The sequence below is a fragment of the Acinetobacter sp. ACNIH3 genome (assembly GCF_002918965.1).
Taxonomy (GTDB): domain Bacteria; phylum Pseudomonadota; class Gammaproteobacteria; order Pseudomonadales; family Moraxellaceae; genus Acinetobacter; species Acinetobacter schindleri.
On record NZ_PQLP01000009.1, the window covers coordinates 29,903 to 53,376 of the forward strand.

The 23,474-nt window shown below is 42.4% G+C and carries 17 protein-coding genes and 1 pseudogene; 11 read left to right on the forward strand and 7 right to left on the reverse strand.

Annotation, left to right across the window (positions count from 1 at the left end; translation table 11 throughout):
* Positions 1-110: 110 nt before the first annotated feature.
* The gene (locus C3420_RS06120) at positions 111-2,033 is read right to left on the reverse strand and encodes a sigma 54-interacting transcriptional regulator (protein ID WP_103800136.1); all 1,923 of its coding nucleotides are present in this window, start codon (positions 2,031-2,033) and stop codon (positions 111-113) included.
* Positions 2,034-2,258: 225 nt separating this feature from the next.
* Here C3420_RS06120 and C3420_RS06125 point away from each other — a divergent pair, with 225 nt between their 5' ends.
* The 11 genes and pseudogenes from C3420_RS06125 to C3420_RS06180 all read left to right on the forward strand — a co-directional run bounded on the left by C3420_RS06125 (position 2,259) and on the right by C3420_RS06180 (position 13,502).
* Positions 2,259-2,741, forward strand: coding sequence for an MSMEG_0572/Sll0783 family nitrogen starvation response protein (locus C3420_RS06125; protein ID WP_004679574.1), 483 nt, complete (start codon positions 2,259-2,261; stop codon positions 2,739-2,741).
* A gap of 33 nt (positions 2,742-2,774) precedes the next feature.
* On the forward strand, positions 2,775-3,779 hold the full coding sequence (locus tag C3420_RS06130) for a Nit6803 family nitrilase (protein ID WP_103800137.1): 1,005 nt from the start codon (positions 2,775-2,777) through the stop codon (positions 3,777-3,779).
* Between the two features lie 48 nt (positions 3,780-3,827).
* Positions 3,828-4,907 carry an MSMEG_0568 family radical SAM protein gene (locus tag C3420_RS06135; protein ID WP_103800138.1) on the forward strand — a complete coding sequence of 360 codons (1,080 nt, stop codon included), beginning with the start codon at positions 3,828-3,830 and terminating at the stop codon, positions 4,905-4,907.
* A gap of 11 nt (positions 4,908-4,918) precedes the next feature.
* Positions 4,919-5,539, forward strand: a complete 621-nt coding sequence (locus C3420_RS06140) for an MSMEG_0567/Sll0786 family nitrogen starvation N-acetyltransferase (RefSeq protein ID WP_103800139.1) — start codon at positions 4,919-4,921, stop codon at positions 5,537-5,539.
* A complete protein-coding gene (locus tag C3420_RS06145; protein WP_103800140.1) occupies positions 5,520-6,569 on the forward strand; it encodes a sll0787 family AIR synthase-like protein in 1,050 nt (349 codons plus the stop codon). The genes C3420_RS06140 and C3420_RS06145 overlap by 20 nt, the downstream gene beginning before the upstream one ends.
* The gene (locus C3420_RS06150; protein WP_103800141.1) at positions 6,557-6,850 is read left to right on the forward strand and encodes an MSMEG_0570 family nitrogen starvation response protein; all 294 of its coding nucleotides are present in this window, start codon (positions 6,557-6,559) and stop codon (positions 6,848-6,850) included. The genes C3420_RS06145 and C3420_RS06150 overlap by 13 nt, the downstream gene beginning before the upstream one ends.
* 11 nt (positions 6,851-6,861) lie before the next feature.
* Entirely contained in the window at positions 6,862-8,148 is a 1,287-nt protein-coding gene (locus C3420_RS06155) for an MSMEG_0569 family flavin-dependent oxidoreductase (RefSeq protein ID WP_103800142.1), read from the forward strand.
* 359 nt (positions 8,149-8,507) lie between these two features.
* Positions 8,508-8,765 carry a helix-turn-helix transcriptional regulator gene (locus tag C3420_RS06160; protein WP_004894712.1) on the forward strand — a complete coding sequence of 86 codons (258 nt, stop codon included), beginning with the start codon at positions 8,508-8,510 and terminating at the stop codon, positions 8,763-8,765.
* Positions 8,765-9,992 (forward strand): annotated as a pseudogene (locus C3420_RS17840) (type II toxin-antitoxin system HipA family toxin). The gene C3420_RS06160 and the pseudogene C3420_RS17840 overlap by 1 nt, the downstream one beginning before the upstream one ends.
* 683 nt (positions 9,993-10,675) lie before the next feature.
* Positions 10,676-12,010: an ISNCY family transposase gene (locus C3420_RS06170; protein ID WP_103800143.1), complete on the forward strand. Its 1,335-nt coding sequence runs from the start codon at positions 10,676-10,678 to the stop codon at positions 12,008-12,010.
* Between the two features lie 166 nt (positions 12,011-12,176).
* Entirely contained in the window at positions 12,177-13,502 is a 1,326-nt protein-coding gene (locus tag C3420_RS06180; RefSeq protein WP_103800158.1) for an ISNCY family transposase, read from the forward strand.
* 98 nt (positions 13,503-13,600) lie between these two features.
* Here C3420_RS06180 and C3420_RS06185 read toward each other — a convergent pair whose 3' ends face one another.
* Genes C3420_RS06185 through tssF form a run of 6 tightly spaced genes read right to left on the reverse strand, consistent with a single transcriptional unit; the run spans position 13,601 to position 23,471 of the window.
* Positions 13,601-14,377 carry an OmpA family protein gene (locus C3420_RS06185; protein ID WP_171294446.1) on the reverse strand — a complete coding sequence of 259 codons (777 nt, stop codon included), beginning with the start codon at positions 14,375-14,377 and terminating at the stop codon, positions 13,601-13,603.
* Between the two features lies 1 nt (position 14,378).
* Positions 14,379-15,338, reverse strand: a complete 960-nt coding sequence (gene tagF, locus C3420_RS06190; RefSeq protein ID WP_103800144.1) for a type VI secretion system-associated protein TagF — start codon at positions 15,336-15,338, stop codon at positions 14,379-14,381.
* 42 nt (positions 15,339-15,380) lie between these two features.
* On the reverse strand, positions 15,381-19,226 hold the full coding sequence (gene tssM, locus C3420_RS06195) for a type VI secretion system membrane subunit TssM (RefSeq protein ID WP_103800145.1): 3,846 nt from the start codon (positions 19,224-19,226) through the stop codon (positions 15,381-15,383).
* A gap of 47 nt (positions 19,227-19,273) precedes the next feature.
* Positions 19,274-20,704 carry a hypothetical protein gene (locus tag C3420_RS06200; RefSeq protein ID WP_103800146.1) on the reverse strand — a complete coding sequence of 477 codons (1,431 nt, stop codon included), beginning with the start codon at positions 20,702-20,704 and terminating at the stop codon, positions 19,274-19,276.
* Positions 20,701-21,693 (reverse strand): type VI secretion system baseplate subunit TssG, encoded by a 993-nt coding sequence (gene tssG, locus C3420_RS06205; RefSeq protein WP_103800147.1) that lies wholly within the window; start codon positions 21,691-21,693, stop codon positions 20,701-20,703. The genes C3420_RS06200 and tssG overlap by 4 nt, the downstream gene beginning before the upstream one ends.
* Entirely contained in the window at positions 21,657-23,471 is a 1,815-nt protein-coding gene (tssF, locus tag C3420_RS06210; RefSeq protein WP_103800148.1) for a type VI secretion system baseplate subunit TssF, read from the reverse strand. The genes tssG and tssF overlap by 37 nt, the downstream gene beginning before the upstream one ends.
* Positions 23,472-23,474 lie beyond the last annotated feature (3 nt).

Genomic DNA, 23,474 nt, shown 5'->3' on the forward strand with positions numbered 1-23,474 from the left:
TTTTTTAAATTTTTCTGGTTTATAAACTTAGTAAAGTTAATATTTTAAGAAATGAAAAAAAGTAAACATCCCCAGACCTCTATCATGTCAAAGTAGAGGTCCGGGAAAAATTAATAGCGAATCCCTAATTTTTTCAATTTTGAAATTAAGGTCGTTGGATTAATTCCAAGTAATTTGGCCGCACCATCTTCACCAAAAATTTTTCCTTCACAATGCTGGACAGCCCGTTGCAGGTTTTTAATTTCTATTTGTTTAAGCTCATCAATAGTAAGAATATCTGAATTACCATTCTCCACGAGTACATTGCTTTCTTTTGTTTGAGAAACAGGCTGACCATCTTGTTCCAATAAATACTGAAATGACACAGCACCATGACGAGCTGTAATCATGGCACGTTCCAATACATTCTGTAATTCACGGATATTACCTGGCCAATTATAGCGCTGCAGTTCCTGAATATGTTTCTGGCTAAAAGAGAGATAAGGTACTTTACGCTGCTCACAGATCAGCTTAGTAAAATGACTAACCAGAAGTGGAATGTCTTCTTTACGTTCACGTAGAGCAGGCGAGAAGATTGGAAATACATTTAGACGGAAATAGAGATCTTCACGGAAACGCTTCTGTCGGACTTCTACCTTGAGATCACGGTTAGTTGCCGCAATAATCCGCACATTTACTTTGCGCGTCCGTTCCTCACCAACCCGTTCAAAAGTGCCTTCCTGTAATACACGAAGTAACTTGCTTTGTAGCTCTAATGGAAGTTCACCAATTTCATCTAAAAACAATGTGCCTTGATCTGCCAGTTCAAAACGTCCAGCACGATCACGTATGGCACCGGTAAAGGCACCTTTGACATGACCAAAAAATTCACTTTCAAATAACTCGGGCGGAATGGCAGCACAATTGACCCGGATTAATGGCTGTTGGCTACGATGACTGGATTGATGGATAGCACGGGCGATCAATTCCTTACCTGTACCGGACTCTCCATAAATCATCACGTTCGCATCTGTTTGAGCAACGACTTTGATTTTTTCAATAATTTCCCGGATTGAACTGCTATTTCCGACAATTTCGTGATACTGGTTTTCTTGCAGGATTTCTTCCTGCAAATATTCATTTTGCTGCTCTAAACGACTTTTCAGGCTTTGTAATTCACTTAATGCTTGAGTCAATTTAGCTTCAGTATTCAGTCGCTCGGAAATATCACGGAATACCACGACTGCACCAATAATCTCACTATCACGGATAATAGGTGTACTGGTGAATTCAACCGGGAAATAACTACCATCTACCCGCCAAAAAATTTCCTGAATACCTTCGTGTACAACACCATCATGTACCGCAGCATAAATGGGGCATTGTTCTACTGGATAATGACGGCCATCTTCATGAGTATGGTGGTGAATCTGATGGATATTCTTGCCGATAACATCTTCGGGCTTCAGTCCCAGCATCTTGGCACCGACCGGATTGATAAAAGTACATAGTCCTTGCTGGTTAATACTATAAATTCCGTCACCCACAGAGCTGAGCAGTAAATGTTTGCCGCTATCTGAATCAATAAACAGTTCTTGTAAAGCTTGCCATTCTAATAGTCCGGCACGAATGGTTTTGTCCGCGTTTTTATTAAATTGGCGTAGTTCCAGATCTTTGACATCAACCAGGGACCAGATCAAGTAATCATGTTGCTGGTAAGGCAAGTGAATTGCATGTACATCCAGCTGGATTTTCTCGCCATGATGGTCGAAAGCATAAATCTCATTATTCCATGCTTGACCCTTATTAAGAATTTCCTCGGTAAAAGCGATGAGATGCGGTAGTTGGGTAAAGTGCCCAAAAATTGAAGTCACAGATTTGTTTAGCAAGTCATGGCGTTCATAACGTAGTAAACGGGCAGCAGCAATATTGAAATCAATAAAGCGGTTTTCTCTTGGGTCAATGACAATAAGGGCTTGAGCTGTATGCTCAAAGGCTAAAGGACGTAAAGACTCTTCAGAATTTCCCCAACCCGAAATAAAGTCTGCTGCCATAATATGAAAATTCGTAGTTATAGATATGAAATTTCATAGTAATACGATTTTTCATAATTGGAAAGAAAAATTCGATTTAAATTTCAGTGTTTAAAATAAAAATAATTAAATAAAAACAGCTATTTAATATCTGTATTTTTTTCAATCTCCAGTATTGGCATGACTTTCGCAATATCTAGGATAACCAATTCGGTTCATTTAATTCATCTGAAAACGGAGTGCATTATGCCTAAGGTAGATATCGAACAATATAAAGATGGCGACTTCCTGGTCGACTATGAAGAAAAGGTATTTGAGGATGTAAAAGCACAGCCTGGCGAAAAAGCATTAGTAACATTCCATACAGTGGCTTTTGAAGGTTCGATTGGTTTGGTTAATGTATTACAGGCTAAACGCTTATTACGTAAAGGATTTGAAACCAAAATCCTGCTATACGGTCCAGGTGTGCAATTAGGGGTACAACGTGGTTTCCCGACTTTAGGCGCTGAAGCATTTCCAGGACATCTGGCAGTCAACAACCAGATCAAAGCATTCATGGAAGAAGGTGGCGAAGTTTATGCTTGCCGTTTTGCTTTACAGGCGCTGTATGGTCAAACCGAAAAAGCCCTGATTCCAGGAATCCGTGCCATTAATCCATTGGATGTGATGGATCTTAAACTGCTCATGCGTCGTGACAATGCACTAATTATCGATACTTGGACAGTGTAATTCAAAGATTAAGAAAAATAGGAGAGTAAAGCCATGAGTCGAATTGTAAAGGCCGCAGCAGTCCAGTGCAGTCCAGTTCTTTATAGTCAGGCAGGAACAGTGCAAAAGGTCTGTGAGCTGATTGCTGAGCTTGGACAGCAAGGTGTGGAGTTTGCAGTATTTCCCGAGACCGTGGTCCCTTATTACCCTTATTTTTCCTTTGTTCAGCCGCCGTTTGCGATGGGTAAAGAACATCTCAAGTTATTAAGTGAATCTGTAATTGTACCTTCAGAAGCGACTGACCTAATTGGTGCTGCATGCCGTGCAGCGCAAATGGTGGTTTCGATTGGCGTAAATGAGCGTGTGGGCGGAACGATTTACAACGCACAACTGCTTTTTGATATGGATGGCAGCATCATTCAGCATCGTCGCAAAATTACACCGACCTATCATGAACGTATGGTTTGGGGGCAGGGTGATGGTAGTGGTTTATGTGCCATTGATTCGGCTGTTGGACGCATTGGTTCATTGGCTTGCTGGGAGCATTACAACCCATTGGCACGTTTTGCGCTTATGGCTGATGGCGAACAGATCCATGCGGCTATGTTTCCTGGATCATTGGTTGGACAGGTTTTTGCTGACCAGATCTCGGCAACCATTCAGCATCATGCGCTGGAATCAGGCTGCTTTGTTGTTAATGCCACCGCATGGCTGACCCCGGAACAGCAGCAACAGATCATGCAAGATACTGGCTGTGAAATAGGTCCAATTTCAGGGGGCTGCTTTACTTCCATTGTTTCTCCAGAAGGGAAATTTTTAGCTGCGCCTTTAACTGAAGGTGAAGGCTATGTGATTGCCGATCTAGACTTTAGCCTGATTGATAAACGTAAACGCATGATGGATTCCGTTGGGCATTATAGTCGCCCTGAATTACTGAGCCTGTTGATTGATCGTCGCAAAACCCAAGTTTTACATGAATTTTCAGAAACTCAATCAACAACACAAGAAAAAATCAGCAACTTTACAACGCCAACAGAAGCGCCGCTGAATAAAGTGTAGAAGTCAAATTTGAAAATGAATTAAATATTAAGTGTAAGGAGTGTCGCCATGTCAGCAGTTGAATTACTCAGTGACCTGCAATGCAACGGCCTGAAATGGGAAGGTGAGGTTGGTCTGGCCCGTAAAGGGGGAGCGGGCCCAAGCGACCATAAAGCACTCAGTCTGAATGGACAAACCATGATGATTCCTGTGCTGAATCTGGCAGCTCAGGATTCTCCTTATACTGCACAGCAGGACAAAGAATCGGACAATGTAATTGTCTTTAAGAACAAAATCCCGGTAGCCACACTGACAGCGCCAAAACGTCCAAAGTTTTATGATCTGAAAACTGCAGACGGTATTCCTTATGAACAAATCGCCACCTTGCATAGCCATGATGTTCTGGCAACAACGGTATTACAGCACTGTATTCGCATGAATGACAAGGCAACTGCCTGCCAGTTCTGCTCAATTGATCAGTCTCTCAAAGATGGTCGTACTTTAATTCGAAAACGTCCTGAACAGCTGGCAGAAGTGGCTAAAGCAGCCGTCGAGCTGGATGGCATTACCCAAATGATCCTGACGACAGGAACACCAAGCACTTCGGATCGTGGTGCCGAGATTTTATTTGATTCAGTCACTGCAATTCGTGCAGTTGTCGATTTGCCGATACAGGTGCAATGTGAACCACCTGATGATTTTAGCTGGTTTGCCAAGTTAAAAAATGCAGGGGCAGTATCGATCGGCATGCACTTAGAAGCTGTCAGTGATCGCGTACGACACAAGATCATGCCGGGCAAAGCCGAAGTCTCACTGGATAAATACTTTGCTGCATTTAAGGCTGCAGTGGAGGTCTTTGGTCGGGGTCAGGTCAGTACTTATATTCTGGCTGGACTTGGAGACACTCGAGAAGAAATTCTGGACATGACTGCCAAACTGACTGAAATCGGCGTCTATCCATTTGTCGTTCCATTTGTGCCGATTCATGGCACGCCACTGGAGCATCATTCAAAACCAGAACCAGAGTTTATGCAGGCGCTCTATCCAGAAATAGGTGCCCAGCTGAAACAGCATAAATTGAAGTCTGAAGACACCCAGGCGGGATGTGCCAAATGTGGTGCCTGCTCATCACTCAAAGCTTATGAATAGGAGAGATTGCTATGTATTTAGATGATGATCTTTCACAAAACCTATGGTTGCAGGCAGTTAACCAGCAACTCAAGCATTATCTGGCTGATGAATTTATCAGCGCGGATATCGTGATCAAAATTGTCAGCGAAGATTGGGAACGTCGCCAGTATTACCGTCTTCGTGAAGCAACCTTTCGTGATGAACAGCAGATCCTGAAAGAAGATCGGGATGAATACGATTTCAAAGCATTCGGTATTGTAGCAATTGGTCAGATGTTTGGTGAACCGGATCGGGTCATTGGTGCAGTCCGGATTTTCCCTGAAGGTAAACAGACCTGGTGGGGTGGCCGACTCTGTGTTGATCCCTTATATCGTCACCATCACGCTATTGGCAAAGCCTTAATCAATGCGGCGGTTTCAACTGCAAAAAATCTGGGATGCCAGCGTTTTCTCGCGACGGTACAACAGCAGAATGAAGTGTATTTCCAAAAGCTGCATTGGCACAGTGAACAAAACATTCAGGTTGCCCATATTCCACATGTATTAATGCAAGCAGACCTTGCACATTATCAATTGCTCAATATCAGTCAGGCTTACATGCAGCATTTATCTGCAATGCAGGGGGGTATAAATGAACCAGTCAGAACTTGAACAGTTGCTTGACTACCTCAGACACACACCTGCCATGCAGGCCAAAATGAATATTGGTCAAGGGATTAAAGTCATCCAGCCAAAAATTGAAAAAATAGCTGATCTGTATGCTTTGCCCGGAGACGATACGGCTGCAATTGCAACAGATCATGGTTATATGTTGCATGCCTGTGAAGGCATGATTCCGAGCTTTGTAGAAAGCAATCCTTATTTTGCTGGCTGGTCAGCAGTCATGGCCAATATCAGTGACATTAGTGCCATGGGTGGTAGAGCGACATCAGTCGTCAATAGTTTCTGGCATCGCAGTACTGAACAGGCTCAAGAACTCATGCAGGGTATGCAAGATGCCTGTCAATATTATGGTGTGTCATTGGTGGGTGGACATACCCATATTGATCCCAATTTTCAGCCAGCACTTTCAGTTGCTATTCAGGGTGAGGCTAAGCAGCTTCTTTCGGTCATGCATGTACAACCGCAACAAAACATCTTGTTGGCGCTAAACCTGAAAGGGCAGTTCCATCCCAACACAACGTACTGGAAATGTTTTGAAGGCGTGGATGGAGAAAAGTTGCAGGCAGAGCTGGACATCCTACCTCAACTAGCAGAACAGGGACTAGCGTATGCAGCACGTGATATCAGCAATGCCGGAATTCTTGGCAGCCTACTGATGTTGCTGGAAGCATCCGGCTGCGGTGCAGATATTCAGCTTGAACAGATTGCTAAGCCTCAAAAGGTCGACTGGCGGTACTGGCTACAAATTTTCCCAAGTTATGGCTTTTTATTGACTGCTGACGATGAAGAATGTGAAGAGATTATTGAACTGTTTGCTGCACAGGATCTGCATTGTGCCGTGATTGGACAGGTGAATGCTTCAGGCAAAGTCAATATTTCTAATAAAAAGTCACAAGTTGAATTTTGGGATTTTCAACAGCAGCTTTTCACTGGCCTGTGCTATGCAGAACAGATTCAAGATTTTCAAAGATATCAACACAATTTTAGACAAGGGGAGCTCAGCTTATGCCAAGCGTAAATTTCACGGTGAAATGGCCGAATGGTCAAAGCAGTAACTTCTATTCACCCAGCACCATTGTCTATGAATATTTTCAGAAAGGTCAGCAATGGGCGGGTCAAGAATTTTTAAAACAGGCAGAACATGCCCTACAGGCAGCATCTGAACGAGTACGTGCCCGTTATGGCTTTGCCTGCAGTTCAGCCATGGACACGCTCAATCGCATTCAGCAACAGGCCCAATCATATTCAGTAAAGCCTGAGGATACGATCGAGATCACAGATATCTATAACATCGACTAGAGGAAATCACTATGTTGCAATCCATCACATTAAAGTCACATTATGATGTCGTCATTGTCGGTGGTGGTCAGGCCGGACTCTCAGTCAGCCATTATCTCAAACAGGCGAAAATCGATCATGTGGTCTTGGAAAAAGAAGATTGTCTGACCCATAGCTGGCGTAAAAAACGCTGGGACAATTTTACTTTGGTCACGCCAAACTGGCAGTGTTTATTGCCTGACCATCCTTATCATGGCCATGATCCAGATGGATTTATGAAGCGGGAAGAAATTGTCGAATATCTGGATGGCTTTATAGAAAACCTGAGTCCACCTGCAATTTTAAATGTCACTGTTGAACAGATTAGTAAGATTGCAGAACAGCATTTTCATATTCAGACCAGCATAGGTAAAACGACAGCGAATCAGGTCGTAATTGCAGCGGGTGGCTATCACACTCCAATTTACCCAAAACTTAGTTCTGAGTTGCCAGAACATGTCTATACGATTCATTCAGAGCAATATTTTAATCCAGAGCAACTGCCTGAAGGGAATGTATTGGTCGTGGGTTCGGGGCAGTCGGGTGCGCAGATTGCAGAAGACCTTCATCTGGCTGGAAAAAAAGTCTATCTATCCATTGGGGATGCGCCACGTTGCGCACGTTTCTATCGTGGCAAGGATGTGGTGAAATGGCTGTTTGAGATGGGTTATTACGAAACCACTGTCAAAGACCATCGCTATAGTGAAGAGGTGCGTAATAGTACCAACCATTATGTGACTGGTCGTGACGGTGGGCGGGATATCGACCTGCGTAAATTTGCACTCGAAGGCATGCAATTGTTCGGACGTTTTTCTGACTTTGAGAACGGTGCACTTAAATTCCAGCCAAATCTTGTACAACACCTGGATAATGCTGATACTACCTACAACCGTATTAATGCATCAATTGATGCCTTTATTGAGCAAAATTCGATTGAAACAGCTGAGCCGGCCAGTGTGTATACGCCAGTTTGGAAGCCAGAAATAGAGCGGACAGAAATTAACTTAGCTGAAGAAAATATTACCGCAATCATCTGGTGTATCGGCTTTAGACCTGATTACTCCTGGATTGATCTGGACATATTTGAAAACAGTGGCTATCCAAAACATGATCGTGGGATCACAGTTGACCCAGATGTCAGCTTTATTGGCTTGCCATGGTTATATACCTGGGGATCGGGGCGTTTCCTTGGCATTGATCAGGATGCTCAATATTTGTCTGAACATCTCATCCAACGCCATAAAATGTTCAAGGAGAAATATGCGGAAATGATTGCTTAAAAGTAGTCACTAAATGTTGGAATTCGACCGCATTATTTAATGCGGTCATTTTATTTTTAGGAGTGATTAAAACCAATTGATATTAGGTCTAACAATATTGAATAAAATATAAACATCCATCTTTTTAGATATACCGTGTAATTCAGAAAACGTTTATTAGTTAATTATTCGCTATATAGCGAAATATAGACAACATAAACCCTAATATTCGCCATATAGCAAATATAAAATAAATATAGTAAGATATTCGCCATATAGCGAAATATAGACAACATAAACCCTAATATTCGCCATATAGCAAACTTATATATACTGGTTAGCAATATTTCGCTAAATGACGAACAGATGGGGGTGGTTTTATGGCTAGTCGTGCAGAGATTGGAGTAAAAATACGTGAAGCAAGGCGGAAATTAGACTACACACAACAAATGATGGCAAAAAAATCTGGAGTCAATAAATCTACCATTTCTGAAATAGAAAATGGTCGTTTCACAGGCTCATTTGATATTTTTGAACGTCTAATAGATGCGGTTGGATTGCAGTTTGAAGTCACGCCCAAAAAACGAAATCTGCCAAATTGGAATGACATCGACACTCTATTTAGTGAAGAAGATTGATGGACAACTTTCAACTACCCACAGAAATCAAGTCTATTGAAGTATTCACGGATAATTTCAAACAAGGCTTGCTGACGCATAGTGGTCATTACTGCTATCAACCCATACAAGAACAAAGATTTGTATCTCTTACAATGACTTTACCTGATATGCAGGGATATTCACATGGGGCATTACATCCTATTTTTTCCCAAAATTTACCAGAGGGGCATAATCGCCATTTTATTGCCAGTAAACTTGCTCGATATGCCAATGTAAATGAAATGTATTTATTAGCTCTGCAAGAAGCTAATGGTATTGGCATGTTGTCCTATAAAAGTGAATTGCAATTACCAGAAGTAGAAATAGTAAGCCTGGATGAAATTCTTAATTACAATAGCCAAGTTCCACTTTTTCCAAAATTATTAGAAAAATACTATTTACGAAACTCTTTAGCTGGAGTTCAGCCCAAAGTTAGCATTCCCAATGTGACTAGTGTAACGGAGCGCACTGTTCAACAAAAAGACCTGATTGTTAAGTCTTATGATGCAGACTTTGATTTGCTTACGGTAAATGAATTTGTCTGTATGGAAGCTGCTCGTCATTGTGGTTTGCAACCACCAAAAACATATCTATCAGCCAATTTAGAAACCTACATTATTGAGCGTTTTTGATAAAGCTGCTGATGGAACCAAGTTAGGCTACGAGGATTTTACGACTCTTCTCAAAAGATCTAATGACCCGAATGAGAAGTACAAGGGTAGCTACGAAAACTTGCTTAAAGCCACCTACCTATACACTCGAAGTGAAGCAGAAGTCACAAAAATGTATAAGTACATTGTTTTTAATTGCCTGATCGGGAACGGTGACGCTCACCTTAAAAACTTTGCTCTGCAATACACGCCAGATATGAGCGAGATCTTTGTATCACCACCTTTTGATATCACACATACACTTATTTATAAAAATATTGATGATCAACTCGCGCTTAAAATAAGTGGCAGTAAACGATTCCCGACTAAGGTAGAGCTGTTAAAATTAGCTGAAAGCCCTGAATTTCGCATTAGAAATGCCAAAGAAATTATTGAGAATTTCAGTGATCAAATTACTGACTATTTAAAATCCTCCAATGAGGTTCAGTGTTTAGATGGGTTACGAGAATCAATTGAGCAGAATCTCTCAAAGTTGATGACTACTCATGCAATCAAGCCTGTATATAGACATGATAAAAAGAAAAAGTACAAATAATCCATTCTAGAATAATTTACAACCGTAGTAGCTACTATTATTGAGAGATGCCCCCAGAGACGTGGGGTTTATTTTCCATTCAATGATATAGAATAAACCCGAACAGACTGGTCATATCGGTAACAGGCTGACATTTATTGAGGGAGGGAAGTCTTGACTTAGGTATTCCTTGGCAGTTTGGCGGGATCAGAGATAGTAATATTGCGGTTTTGAGATTAGTAGATATAAGTAACACCAGAATGGATTTCTCAGATTTACAGTAGAAATTCTTTTAAAAAGCTTGAATACCAAGATGCAATTCGCAAGGAAGGTGAAGATTTTGCGATTGAATACAAAAGAAAAGCTTTGGTCGCTAATGTATAAAAATCGATGAGAATTTTTGATAGATCGAAGATTTTATTTGATAAAACTAGTAATGATTTTTTCCTAAGTGAGTTTTATTTCATTATTAGCTTTATTTTTTCGCAATTTCATTTTTAGCTTTAATTTCTACTGAAAATTTCAAAATTAATTTTTATGAACAACATATATAGAGATAGGCTATCTGCATAACATCCTATTTAACATAATATACATTATACGAAATCAGTCTGTTAGAACCCATTCAAAATGTCTATATTCTCACCAATAAAAATGTCTAGTTTATGATGGTTTAAACATCATGGACTGGATATGAAATATAGATGCTGATCACTATGTCTGACAAAGAAATTCAACGTCTTGCTGTTCTGCAAGACGTTCGAGATCAACGTATTACACAAGTCCGTGCTGCTGAAATCCTCAATCTTTCAACCCGTCAAATTACCCGGTTATTACAGAAGCTCAATCAAGATGGTGTTTCAGGTATGGCGCATGCCAGTCGTGGTCAACCTGGCCATCGTCGCCATGATGATTTATTAAAATCAAAATGTCTTTCCATTATTTCTGAACATCTGCTGGGATTTGGACCCACCTTGGCCCATGAGAAGCTCAGCAGCATATTTGACCTGAATATCCCGGTAGAAACGCTTCGGCGCTGGATGACTGCAAATGACCTCTGGATTCCGCGATCCAAGCGCCTTAAACGTCCATATCAGCCACGTTATAATCGGGATTGCTTCGGTGAGCTGATCCAGATTGATGGCTCATATCATGACTGGTTTGAAGGACGCGCTGCTAAGTGCTGTTTATTGGTGTATATCGATGATGCCACTGGAAAGCTGTTACATCTGCGCTTCTGTGAGGCGGAAACGACCTTCGACTATATGCTTTCAACCCGAGCCTACATTGAACAATACGGTAAGCCTCTGGCCTTTTATAGCGATAAACATTCGGTCTTCCGAGTGAACCAGAAATCGAGCCAGGACAGCAAGATCACGCAATTTGGCCGGATTCTGAATGAGTTAAACATTGATATTATCTTTGCCAACTCACCACAGGCCAAAGGTCGCGTAGAACGCGCGAATAGAACCCTTCAAGACCGTTTGATCAAGGAGATGCGTCTGGAAGGCATCAGTTCAATTGCCGAAGCCAATGCCTGGCTACCCTGCTTTATTGAGCATTTCAACCAGAAGTTCACCAAGTGTGCGAGAAACCCAAAGAACTTGCATCGATCTTTAACGGAATCTGATGCTGAGCTGGAGGATATATTCACCTGGCAGGAACCGCGTAAGGTCACAAAGAACCTAACCATCACGTATGACAAGTGTATTTATCTGCTTGAACCGACACAGCTGAATCATAAGCTTGTTGGGCAATACATTTCATTTCTGGAATACCCGGATGGCACTGTGGCCATCATGCATGAAGGACGGAAGATTAACTATAGCGTCTTCAATAAACTGGCTGGACTACAGCAGAATGCAGTGGTTGAGAATAAACGGTTAGGCTCGGTTTTAGCCCATATCCAGCAGCAACATGAGGAGTTGGAGAAACAGAATAAACGTTCCCGTCTCAAGAAAAGTATGCCGAGTCGTAAAGCTCAGAAAGCTGTTATTGAACAAAGAAATTTAAATCCTGTGCTTGACTCTTGCAGTTAAAAACAGGACATTTTAAATGGTTTATCGCATAGACATTTTAATTGGTGAATAACACAGTCTGTAAGCCCAAAGTAGAAATGTCCGGTTTCCCCAAAGTAAAAATGTCCGCTTTTAGAATATGCACTTTTGCAATTTTCTTAGCGGACGGTTTGATATGTTGGTGTCTATGTCGGATAAAGAACTTAAACGATTGTCGGTCTTGCAGGAAATCTGTGATCAACGCATAACCCAGTCCCAAGCTGCTCAGCTACTTCATATTTCAGAGCGTCAGATCAGGCGTTTATTGCAAAAATACAAAGCTCAAGGCCCAGCTGTATTAGCCCATGCCGGTCGTGGTCAAATCAGCAATTCCAGGCTTCCTGAAGAGCTCAGACTCAAGTGCCTCAATATTGTTTCTGATCAACTGCATGGTTTCGGACCCACTTTAGCGCATGAAAAGCTCACCACCGTTCATGGCTTTGATATTTCAGTGGAAACACTGCGTTCCTGGATGATTGCAGCCGATTTATGGATTCCTCGCGCCAAGCGTCTGAAACGCCCGTATCAGCCTCGTTATAACCGGGACTGTTATGGTGAACTGATCCAAATCGATGGCTCACACCATGACTGGTTTGAAGGTCGAGCCCCTAAATACTGTCTGCTGGTATTTATCGATGATGCCACAGGCAAATTACAGCATTTACGCTTCTGTGAGTCGGAATCAACCTTTGACTATATGATTTCAACACGTTTGTATGTTGAGCAGCATGGTAAGCCTTTAGCCTTCTACAGCGATAAACATTCAGTCTTCAGGGTGAATCAAGGCAGTAAGAAAGACACCAAGATTACCCAGTTTGGGCGCGTACTCAGCACCCTGAATATCGATATTATCTTCGCTAATTCACCACAGGCCAAAGGCCGTGTAGAACGAGCCAATAGAACGCTTCAGGACCGTCTGATCAAAGAAATGCGTCTGGAAGGCATCAGTTCGATTGCCGAAGCCAATGCCTGGCTACCCTGCTTCATTGAGCAGTTCAATCAGAAGTTTGCCAAGATGGCCTTTAATCCCAAGGATCTACACCGGACTGTCACTGAAACAGCCGAAGAATTAGATGATATTTTTACCTGGCGTGAACCCCGCAGAGTCACGAATAGCCTGACGATCACTTATGATAAATGCGTATATCTCCTGGAAAACACGGAAGAAAACCAAAGATTGATTGGCAAGTATCTTGAGTTTCTGGAATACCCGGATAGTACAGTCGCGATTGAATATCAGGGAAGAAAAATCAATTACAGCATCTTCGATAAATTAAGTCAGCTCAACCAGCGAGAGATTGTTGAAAATAAACGTTTGGGTTCTGTATTAGCCCATATTCAACAGCAGCATGAAGAACTAGAACAACAAAATAAACGCAATCGTTCTCAAAAGATGCCAAGCAGACGTGCACAGAAAACAGTAATCAAAGAACGAAATCTGAATCCTGTGCTTGACTTGGAAATGTCTGTATAGGACATTTCTATTTGGTTTTAAGGTAGGACATTTCTACTTGGGAATAACAACTATTAATAATACGATTATCTATGTTGTTGCTCAAGCAACTTATATTTTTAAAGTACTTCAAACTCAATCCGACGGTTTTTCTTTCGACCTTCAGCTGTGGTATTTTCCGCTACAGGTTTACTTGCACCTAGACCATCAGTACTGAGCAAATGTGCTGGAATATTTTTTTTGATTAAATAAGTCTTTACTGCTTCTGCACGTTGCTGACTCAATTGCAGATTTTGATGAGCATTGCCTGAACTATCCGTATGTCCAATAATCCGTATTTTTTTAGCACCCACCTTGTTTAAAGCAATGACCATTTCATCCAGGATCTGTGCACCTGAAAATGCTAATACCGCACTACCAGATTCAAACTCAATAATTCGATTCTTTAATGCTGCATCAATGATCTGCTGTTCAGCCTGATTGACTGAAAGCTGGGTATTTAAGCGGTAACTTGCTGGTGTTAATCCCTGAAATTTTGCTGTAATTTCCTGAATTTCATGAGGATTTGATAGTTTACCTGTGAGCTGAATATCAGTACCTTTTACTGTTAATTTACCGTTTTTGACCTTTTTCAGATCTTCATGAATTACTGTACTGACTGTATTTGACCAGTCTGCTGGTGCGGTGACCTGACGGATCTGGATGCGGTCCACCACATTTTTCTGCCCATAAGTTGTATATAATTTACTCAGTATTTCCTGTTTGGTCATCTCAGTGGGTACAGCACCTTCAATAATGATCGGTTGCGCACACACTGAAAAACTCAAAAAAAAACAGATTAAGAGATTGATTTTATATATTTTTTTTAATTTTAAGTATTTGTTTTTTATTTTCATTTTATGCTTCTACAAATGTTTGTTTAAATAACTTGATGCCTTGAGCCAGACTCATCTGACGCTCACTTAAGGACTGTTCCAAGGCTGCCAAACCTGCATTATTTTCTAGATACGGGTCAATCCAGGCTGCATGGATCAAGGATACCCAGTGTTGACTATCTAAGTTTTCGGTAAAAATATCACTTAAAGCCTGTATATCTGCACCTTTAAAACCAAATAATAAAATAGGCTGTTCTTTATGTAATATACCAATCAACAGTTCTGTATGATGATGTTGTACAAACTGGCTGATCAGGCTGACCCAAAATGCTGCAATTTCATAGCAATAAATTATATTATGAATAGGTAAAATCAGCACTTTATTCAGGCGGCTAGTACCTTGCTGAACAATCGGTTGCAGCAATAATCCCAATCCAATCAAGCTCTGTGCCAGCTGATAGGCACTCAGATTCATCAGCTTTGCAAATGAATGAATCGTATGATGTTGATAAAATTCCTGCACTTCTTCATGGCTGTGCACCATAACCTTGTTGCTCAGCTTGCTGAGTTTATTTAGCAAAATATCAGTATCACTGATGGAACGCATCACCCGGTTGCATTGATAAAGCTCAACCAGAGCCGATTTATAGCGTAATGGCGAATACATGATATTTTCAAATGGCTGTTCATGCTCAATCAGATGACTGAGCATCATTGGAAACTGCCGCCCTGAACTGTCTTCACTGGCAATTAAATTGGCCAGCAAAAATAGTTTTTCTTGTGAATTGGCAATAAAGAAATCCAGCGCTGGTAATTGCGCATAGGTCTGCTTGAAATTTGCCTTCTGCATGGCAACCTCTAATGCTTCCGTAATCCACTGATCAATCAATTGAATAAGCTTAGATTGTCCACGCGACTTGAGAAAATCGCCACGTGCTGGACATTTACCATAATAAAATGGTGTGGTTTTTAACTCATACATCCGTATCCCTCCACCGCTTCGGCAGTTGCAATTGAATTTTCATCATGGTGCAGCTACTCCTGTGTTGGCTAATGCTGTGGCCGGATTGGTTTGAGCCAGACTCTGCTGTGCCGATACAGGAACACTTTGCGCAGCCACGACACGTACTGATTTATTGGAAACGACCTGATCCACCAGTTGCAGGTTGGCATAGTTTGGCTGTCCGCCGATAGAACTGGCATTCTGTCCACTGACCAGACGGAAGTTCACTTTTACCCAAAGTTCCGGATTTTCCTTGCTCTTCCAGACCATCTCAAAGTTGCTGCCTTTCTGGGTACGTTGTGCACTTTCAATCAGGCGGTTAATGCCATATTCGCCCGGTTCATCAAAAATGGTATGCGTTTTCCCTTCCAGATCCACTAGCGTAATGCGTGTGCCTGGAATCGCACCCGGATTTGGCCAGACAAAGTTCACCCATTGCTGTATGCCATTTTCAAACAGCATGCGTTGCCCATCGATATCAAAGGTATAAGCTAAAAGCTGAGGATTTTCCAATGGATAGAACTGGAAATTGGACTGGTTTACAGCAGGTGCTGTACCCTGCCCCTGAGTCAGTTCACCTGTGGCAACCCCATGAGCAGGTGCGACATAAGTCTGGAAATTTGCGACAAAAGCCGGGTTCAGACTGATTCCCAGATCCTGCCAGGTTTTGGAGGTCAAAGTATAGCCACGTCGGATCACCAGTGGATCCAGATGTTCTTTCACAAAGCGTGCAATACTGCCACTTTCACCAAAAATCTGGTTAATTTCATTGGAAGTGGCCTGTAAGGTTGCCTGACTGCTAAACGGATATTTCTGAGCCAGATTCTGGCTAAATGGCTGATAAGATTGCATGGTCCAGAGCTTGTTTATTTCAGCCTGTGCAGGAACCAGCAGCCCCTCAAAGGATTGGATTAATGGTGCAACCAAAAGTTTTTGTAACAGTTGCTGATCCAGCTCTGTCGTCCCTGCCGCCATTTTCTCTGCCACAAATTTTTGGCTAGTGTTAAAAATGGAGTTCTGTTCATGAATTGTCTGTTTGACCAGAGCCATACTGGCAGGACCAATATCACCTGAGCTTTTTAGATCATTGTACTGGCTGCGGATTTTTGCCATTGACTGCATGTAACCATCTAGAAGCGATTGATTTTGCAGATCATCGCGCTGACGTACCATCTGATAGAACATCTGGAACTCACGTGCAATCACACCATGCTGTAACGGGCTATTGGCCTGTTGCACTTGCTTCGCTTCATCACGATTCAGCACTTTACGTTTAAACCAGGCAATAAAGCCTTTTTGCGGCACCGCCAGTTCTGCCTGAACCATCGGATTATCCCAGCTGGTCTCTTGGGCCACACGTTGGATCAAGATACGGATTGGAGAATGTTCCGGTTCGCCCAAGAGATCCATCTGCTTGATCTGCTGATTGAAATCGCCTGCTTTGGCATAATGAATCGCGTTCAGGAATTTACGCCATTCTGCAATATATTCTTTCTTATAGAGCTCAGTCAGTTGACGACGGATCTGCTCAGGACTACCACTAAAGCTGAGATCATCAGATTGCGTGGTATTCAGCACCCAGTCCCGACTATCGGTTGTGCTGCTCGCTGCCTGCTCGATGGCTTCCTGTACATAACCTTTCCATGCCGGATAGGTATAAATTCCCGGCAAAGCATAGCTTCCCAACATGGCATTCTGGTTGGTTTCACCCAGAATCTGTTTGACTGTCATTGCGGGGAAACGCACGGCCGCACGACTCTTGATTTCATTATAGACACGGTCACGTGCAGAAATACCGGTGGTAATCGCTGTCAATATCTGACGGGTCTGATCCACCAATACTGCATCAGAATTCAACTGAGGGAAACTGTTTCGTCCTGACAATGTAATGGCATAACCCAGGATCTGCTCGGCTTTCTGGAGCATTTCACCCCGCGGTATTTCACCGCGGTTTTGTTCCAGCCATGTGCGCCAGAAACGTGTCAGCTGATCACTTAAATGACTGGAATCCATATACTGGCGATTGCTCAGCATCAGATAGGTTTTTAAGGCATTATAAGCATCCTGAGGATTCTGGTCTGAAGGTTCAGAAGCAATCTGGCGGCCTTGCGCCACATGATTCATTTTCACCTGAATATAATTTTCTTTTAGCACCGCTTCATTTGCCTTAACACGTTGCAGATACTGTGCAATCTGCTGCTGGGTGGGCTGCAGCACCAGCTGTTCAATGCCTTTAAGATATTCAGTTTCCAGTTTTTCCCGAATCTGCTTACCCTGATATAAACCAAAGCTGTATTTCAGTGGACGGTCCTGATCAAACTGATCCAGTTGCTGCAGATGCCCCTGTAAAATCAGCAAGGCATCCAGCTGATGATTCAGCGAACGGTTGGCCTGTGCCTGTATCTGTAGCACTTTGTTCAGGTCGGCCTGAACTTCAGTAATGAGCTGCTGGTTATTGCGATATGACCATAACCATAAACTAAGGACAATCGATACCCCAAGAATTGCACCGGTAAAGGCCATAAAACGCTGACGTTTTTTTGTCGGGTTAATATGCTGACGTACCAGATGCTTGTCTTTCAGGATCACATTGGAAAACAGGCCTTTCAGGAAATAACCGTGGTTCTGGGAAACTGACTGTTTCGGCAGACCAAGTTCACTGTCATCACTGTGGATCAAGTGAAAATCATCCGCGATCTGTTCCGTCATTGGGCTTTCAATTACGCCATCCTGCAAGGCACTGGTAAAGTAAAAGCCACGGAAAATAGGTTTAAACTGGTATGGATTTTCCTGGAACAGTGTAGAAATAAAGGTTTTTAAAACCGGTTTCAGGCTCTTAAATTCCAGTGGAAAAGTCATTACACTTGGAGAAATGTGCTGTGAATGCCGACGGCTCAAATGCGTTGTACTGACACTTTTCAGACCATCGTATAAAATATTGTAATGCTCCTCAAAAAGCTCTAGCGCCTGCTCGCTGGAATTTGCCGCATACGGTAAAGTCGCGCCCCAAACCTGATCAAATTCCTGCGCATCATAACAGTCAAAAAAATCGGTAAATCCGGCAATCAGGTCCATTTTAGAAAAGACCAGATACACGGGAGCAAAGACTTCTAGACGTTCAGTTAGATCCTGAATACGGGCACGCAGATTTTTGGCTAATTTAATGGATTTTTCCGGACTCTGGCTGACCAGCTCGGCAATACTGACAATGACAATCAGACCATTCACGGGCGCCTTTGAACGATTTTTCTTGAGAATATTCAGAAAACCGAGCCATTCGGAATGGTCCTCAGCATAGACCGAATAACGCCCTGCCGTATCTAGTAAGACTCCTTCGGTTGAGAAAAACCAGTCACAGTTACGGGTCCCGCTTAAGCCGGAAGACACCATCTGTTGATGATGTTCTTCAAATGGAAAACGTAAACCGGAATGGTAAATGGCCGAGCTTTTTCCAGCAGCAGGATTGCCAATCACCATATACCAAGGCAGTTCATACAGTGCCGTATTCCCCTTACGATCTCCAAGTCTAGACTTGCGGATCAGTTGAATTGACTCCTTCATCTGCTGCTGGATCAACTGCAGTTCTTCTTTATTCTTATGTTTGTTCTGTTCAGTTTCGGTTGTACTGGCAATAGCCTCGGAAAGTTCCTCTCCTTTTTTGCCATGCCGATAATGCTGGATCAGTGTATAAATCCCCCAGACTACCAGGATCAGGCTATAAACCGCCACCAGCATCCAGAACACACGGTCCGATACAGTGTTTTTCATGGAAATAATCACCACGAAAAATGACAATGCCATCATCACTTTTGGATTGGTCACATACTGCCAGACATATCCCAAGATCGTATAAAATAATGTATTCACTGTAATCTCTTATATTTCTTTATTATTTTTCAGGTTTTTAAAATTTTTCAGGCCGCATTCTGTTCTAGTTCCTCAACCATATTGACAGGTTGACAGACAAAAAATGTCTGAGGATGCTGCACCGTATAGGCCAATGTAATGACATCATCATTCATTTGCATGCACAAAAATATCCCAAACAACGCTTTCATCTCTACTGTACTGCCCAGATAAGAATGGCAATACAGGCCGTGATGCAGTTCTATCCCAGCTGTACCTAAATACTGCTGAATTTTTTTAGAGGTATTGATCTGTAATGGATCATCCAGCAACAGTACAAATGCGGCTTCCTGCTGCAACTGTTCAGCAAAATTTGGACATTGTTGCTGTAAATATTCACTAATATTTTTGACATGCTTTAAGGTTTTAATTGATTTAATTTCCATTAAATCTTCAATGTTTAACTGTGGAGCAGACAGGCATATACTCGCGGCATATTCTCCCGGCAGATATTGTTCCGACTGCCATAACTGCTGTTCCAGCCACTCCTGATCAATTTCAGACTGTACTGCAATCACCAGACTGACCTGTTCATGTTGCTGCTGAATATCATTGAGCAGATTGATCCAGAGTGCATAAGTATTGTGATGATCGACATAATGGAACTCGACATGAATCTGGCGCTGCACAATTTCATATTGCTGTTCTAGCTGTTCAATCAGCGCCTGTTGTGCTTGATCTGGCCAGATATGGATCAATGCTGCTGGCAGCAGAATATGCAGATTCAACTTATTTAATCGTGCCACCTGCTCAAATGAGGGTTCTATTTCATTCTCTTCATCAAACTGTTCATTGATCCAGCCCTGATGCATACGGTATTCATAAGCGGTTTCTGCATCATAGAACATCGCTGACTTTCTCAGATGTGTCGCAATGTGATGCAGACTTTCAGCATGTTGCTCCATCTGCTGCTGAATCAGTAAATTGATTCGTTGCAGCCGCATGCTGTGCAGAGTGTCATCCTCTTCTGCTTCGGCTAACAACTCGTCCAGATGTCGAATGCGATAAGACAGGATCGGCAGTCCATAGTGATTGACCAGGGTTTCATCCAGTTCCGGGCTTTTAAACGCCTGCATCGCGGCAATAATTTCCTGATTTTCACCAAAGCTATGGATTGCTGCGGATGAATAGATTTTTAGAGTCTGCTCTTCAAACGGTTTATCTTTATTCTTCTCCAGTTCACTTTGCTGTTGCAGATGTTTTTCTTGATTTTCAGAGACTTCTAACTTGTCTGATTTAGCTGTTTGATAAGCTTTTAGCGATGCATAAATCAACCAGGGAGAAAGCAATAACAAGCCAGCACAGACAGGAAGTAAAATAAAAAACTGCAGTATCTCCATAGCTGTCGGATCATACTGCACATCACGCCAGTAGTAGATCACCAAAGCGCTTGTCAGCAGGATGAGTGCCAGAATGGTCGCAACAATGGTCTTGATCAAGCTGCTCTCCCCATCAGACTGTAACAGTTTTCCTGATTATTTTCAGTGGCTTGTGGCACTAGAAAAGCACCTTGTCCCAGTCCGGCACGTGTATCACCGAGCCGAATTGGGTAGATTTCTGCTTTGCTTAATACCAGACGCAGATCCACCATCAAGGTTGGACTGCACCAGGTTGAAATCATCTGTTTCAGTTTTTCGCTATATTTTTGCTGCGGCAGAAAATCCAGATAATCCTGACGGCTCAAAGGGCCAATCACGATTTCAATTTTTTCATCAATCTGGGTCAGCACTTCGCCACAGAAAGTATTGATTCCCAGTAATGCAGGATTTGATCCGCCCAGTGAAGCTTTTTGCGAAGCATCCAGTTTAAACTGCTCAGGTAAATATTCCCGGATCTGGACCTGATGCTTGAACATGCAGTCCAGCATGGTTTTCAGCACATAAGCACTATTATTCTGCCCCTGCATCAGGCCGGAAAATTCAGCAAAATAATCATCCAGATGCTGTTGCTGATGTTGTTCACGCACATAGCCATTCAGCGCATGTAGAATCTCCAGATAATGATTTTCCTGCTCAATTTCATAACGTACCGGCAAATGATAGTGAATCGAGGCTTCGATATATTGTGTGGTCAGCTTATGGTTAAACAACCCGAGAAAATGCAGGGTCTCCTCACGCTGCTGACGCGGGCTTTGCTTGATACGATAGGTATAGGTATAAGGCAATACTCCCTGTGTTCCGGTCAGGCCAATTATCGGACTGGTCAGCTGAATTTTCTGACCTTGCCATTGCAGACACTCAATCTCAGATTTGGGGAAATTCAGATTCAGCGAGCTAGCAAAACTAAAACTTTTGCTCCAGTTTTTTGAGTATTTCTGCTCAGGATAATGACGCAGCAAACGTGTTGCCTGCACCAGTTCAAAGCGGGTGGGCTGCTGATACAGCTGTTCTACTACAGAAGTTTTTTGCCACCAACGTTCTGCACGCATTGGTATACCTCCTGTTCTGTTGCTGCATCAATCACAATCATTTCCACATAACTGTTCATTTGCACTTTCAGATTAAAAATATGATTGAGTAATTGGGCAAAGATATACAGACTTGAGCCTCGGAATGCTTCACTCTCAATTTTGACCTGCGCACGAACCCCACGAACAAACAAAGGAAATGGTTTGTGTTCTAGTAATTTCTGACTAAGTGAAAAATCAATCGATTGAATTGCGGCAATGATCTGCTGGTTTTCCTTAGAAGCCGGCAGGTTATACAGTTCCAGCAATTCCTTCAGATGCGTGACTGCATCACCTTTCATCAAGGACAGATTATTCAAGGAAAGATGGGAAATAACACGCCATTGTTCTTTTTGGCTTTGTTTGAATCGATATGGTAAAGATGGGCGTTTTAACAAGAGTCCGCGTCGAGCCAGCTGACTGTCATTCAAGCTGAGGGCATTCTGATCCCTGTTATAGCTTTCATAAGGCAGGTCGCGGTTACAGCACAGCAACTGGGTACTGATAAAATCAGAGGAAGTATTCTGTGGTTCCAGACTTCTGGACACCAAAGTAAATTTCAGGTCATTCTTTTGCGTACTGGCAATTTCTGGCTGCAGATGATAATAAAATTGTGCGCCGTCATGCTGGTAATGACTCATGGCAAAAAATGGCAAAACCTGATGGGCAACCTGTTCTTTATCAGTCTTTTCACGAATCAGGTTCATCTCGGAGACCGCATACACCTGATAATATTCAGGATGATGCGCATCTGAAATGAGTGGATATTCCAGTCGCTGATGATTGATTTTCTGCGGTTCGGCCTGTTTTTCAAACAGGTTAACCACTGGCGTCACGAACAGCTTGAAATTGGCGAGATTCAGTTCTGAATAATTGCGAACCGCAGCCTGATCATTCAGGTTCATTTTAAAGTGAATATACAACTCAAAATTCGAGGTATCTGCTTCGATCTGATGGAGAAAATCCAGATTCAGGTTCAGGAAATTGAACTTGTCTGGAAAGCAGAAATATTCCAGTAATAGTCGATAGGCCTGATGGGTGTGCTGATCGACCGGCAGTATACTCTCCTCCTCGCTAAAGCCTGATAGCTCGAAAGGATTTGAAATCTTGATTTCCTGGCCATTGCCCTTTAACGAAAACTGGGTTTCTGTCTTAAAAACCTGATCCAGTACCTGTAAAGGAAAGCTGGAAATCGCATCCAGATAAATTGGTAGCTTATGCTTTTGCAATAAGTTCAACTGCTGATTAAAAATTTCAAAACCCAACACGAGTGTCGCATTACGGTTCAGATGAATGTGCGCCGAAGGATGGGTTTTAAAATGGACTGATTTCAATGCAGTTGGCAGTAAAGCCACCTCCTGGACAGTCCGGTATTCACACTGCACACCACGCACACTTTTGGATTTGAGTGACGTATGTTTTGGGATCAAATGTGCATCAGTCAGCTGTTTGATTTTATTAACATCTTCAAAACTGACCATTGAACAGGCTGGAAACGGCTTTACATACTGGGGAAACATCACCGCAAAAATCGAACGGGTAAATATTTCATAGCTGTCATATAGCTTTTTATCAATCCGTGCAGAGATCAATGAAAATGCCTGAATCAGGCGCTCAATATGCGGATCGTCAATCTGTTCCTGATTTAAAGACAGACGTTGGGCAATTTTTGGATATTTATTGGCAAATTCACGGGACTGCTGGCTAAATTCCTGCAGCTGTTTTTCGTAATAAGGTAATAATTCTTCAATCGCGCTCATTCT

Excerpts from the sequence above, each read along its gene's own strand:
- tssG (WP_103800147.1), bottom strand. The coding sequence starts at position 21,693 with ATGCGTGCAGAACGTTGGTGGCAAAAAACTTCTGTAGTAGAACAGCTG.
- C3420_RS06170 (WP_103800143.1), top strand. The coding sequence starts at position 10,676 with ATGCTGATCACTATGTCTGACAAAGAAATTCAACGTCTTGCTGTTCTG.
- C3420_RS06155 (WP_103800142.1), top strand. The coding sequence starts at position 6,862 with ATGTTGCAATCCATCACATTAAAGTCACATTATGATGTCGTCATTGTC.
- tssF (WP_103800148.1), bottom strand. The coding sequence starts at position 23,471 with ATGAGCGCGATTGAAGAATTATTACCTTATTACGAAAAACAGCTGCAG.
- C3420_RS06145 (WP_103800140.1), top strand. The coding sequence starts at position 5,520 with ATGAACCAGTCAGAACTTGAACAGTTGCTTGACTACCTCAGACACACA.
- C3420_RS06160 (WP_004894712.1), top strand. The coding sequence starts at position 8,508 with ATGGCTAGTCGTGCAGAGATTGGAGTAAAAATACGTGAAGCAAGGCGG.
- C3420_RS06150 (WP_103800141.1), top strand. The coding sequence starts at position 6,557 with ATGCCAAGCGTAAATTTCACGGTGAAATGGCCGAATGGTCAAAGCAGT.
- C3420_RS06125 (WP_004679574.1), top strand. The coding sequence starts at position 2,259 with ATGCCTAAGGTAGATATCGAACAATATAAAGATGGCGACTTCCTGGTC.
- C3420_RS06185 (WP_171294446.1), bottom strand. The coding sequence starts at position 14,377 with ATGAAAATAAAAAACAAATACTTAAAATTAAAAAAAATATATAAAATC.
- C3420_RS06135 (WP_103800138.1), top strand. The coding sequence starts at position 3,828 with ATGTCAGCAGTTGAATTACTCAGTGACCTGCAATGCAACGGCCTGAAA.
- C3420_RS06180 (WP_103800158.1), top strand. The coding sequence starts at position 12,177 with ATGTCGGATAAAGAACTTAAACGATTGTCGGTCTTGCAGGAAATCTGT.
- C3420_RS06120 (WP_103800136.1), bottom strand. The coding sequence starts at position 2,033 with ATGGCAGCAGACTTTATTTCGGGTTGGGGAAATTCTGAAGAGTCTTTA.
- tagF (WP_103800144.1), bottom strand. The coding sequence starts at position 15,338 with ATGTATGAGTTAAAAACCACACCATTTTATTATGGTAAATGTCCAGCA.
- C3420_RS06140 (WP_103800139.1), top strand. The coding sequence starts at position 4,919 with ATGTATTTAGATGATGATCTTTCACAAAACCTATGGTTGCAGGCAGTT.
- C3420_RS06130 (WP_103800137.1), top strand. The coding sequence starts at position 2,775 with ATGAGTCGAATTGTAAAGGCCGCAGCAGTCCAGTGCAGTCCAGTTCTT.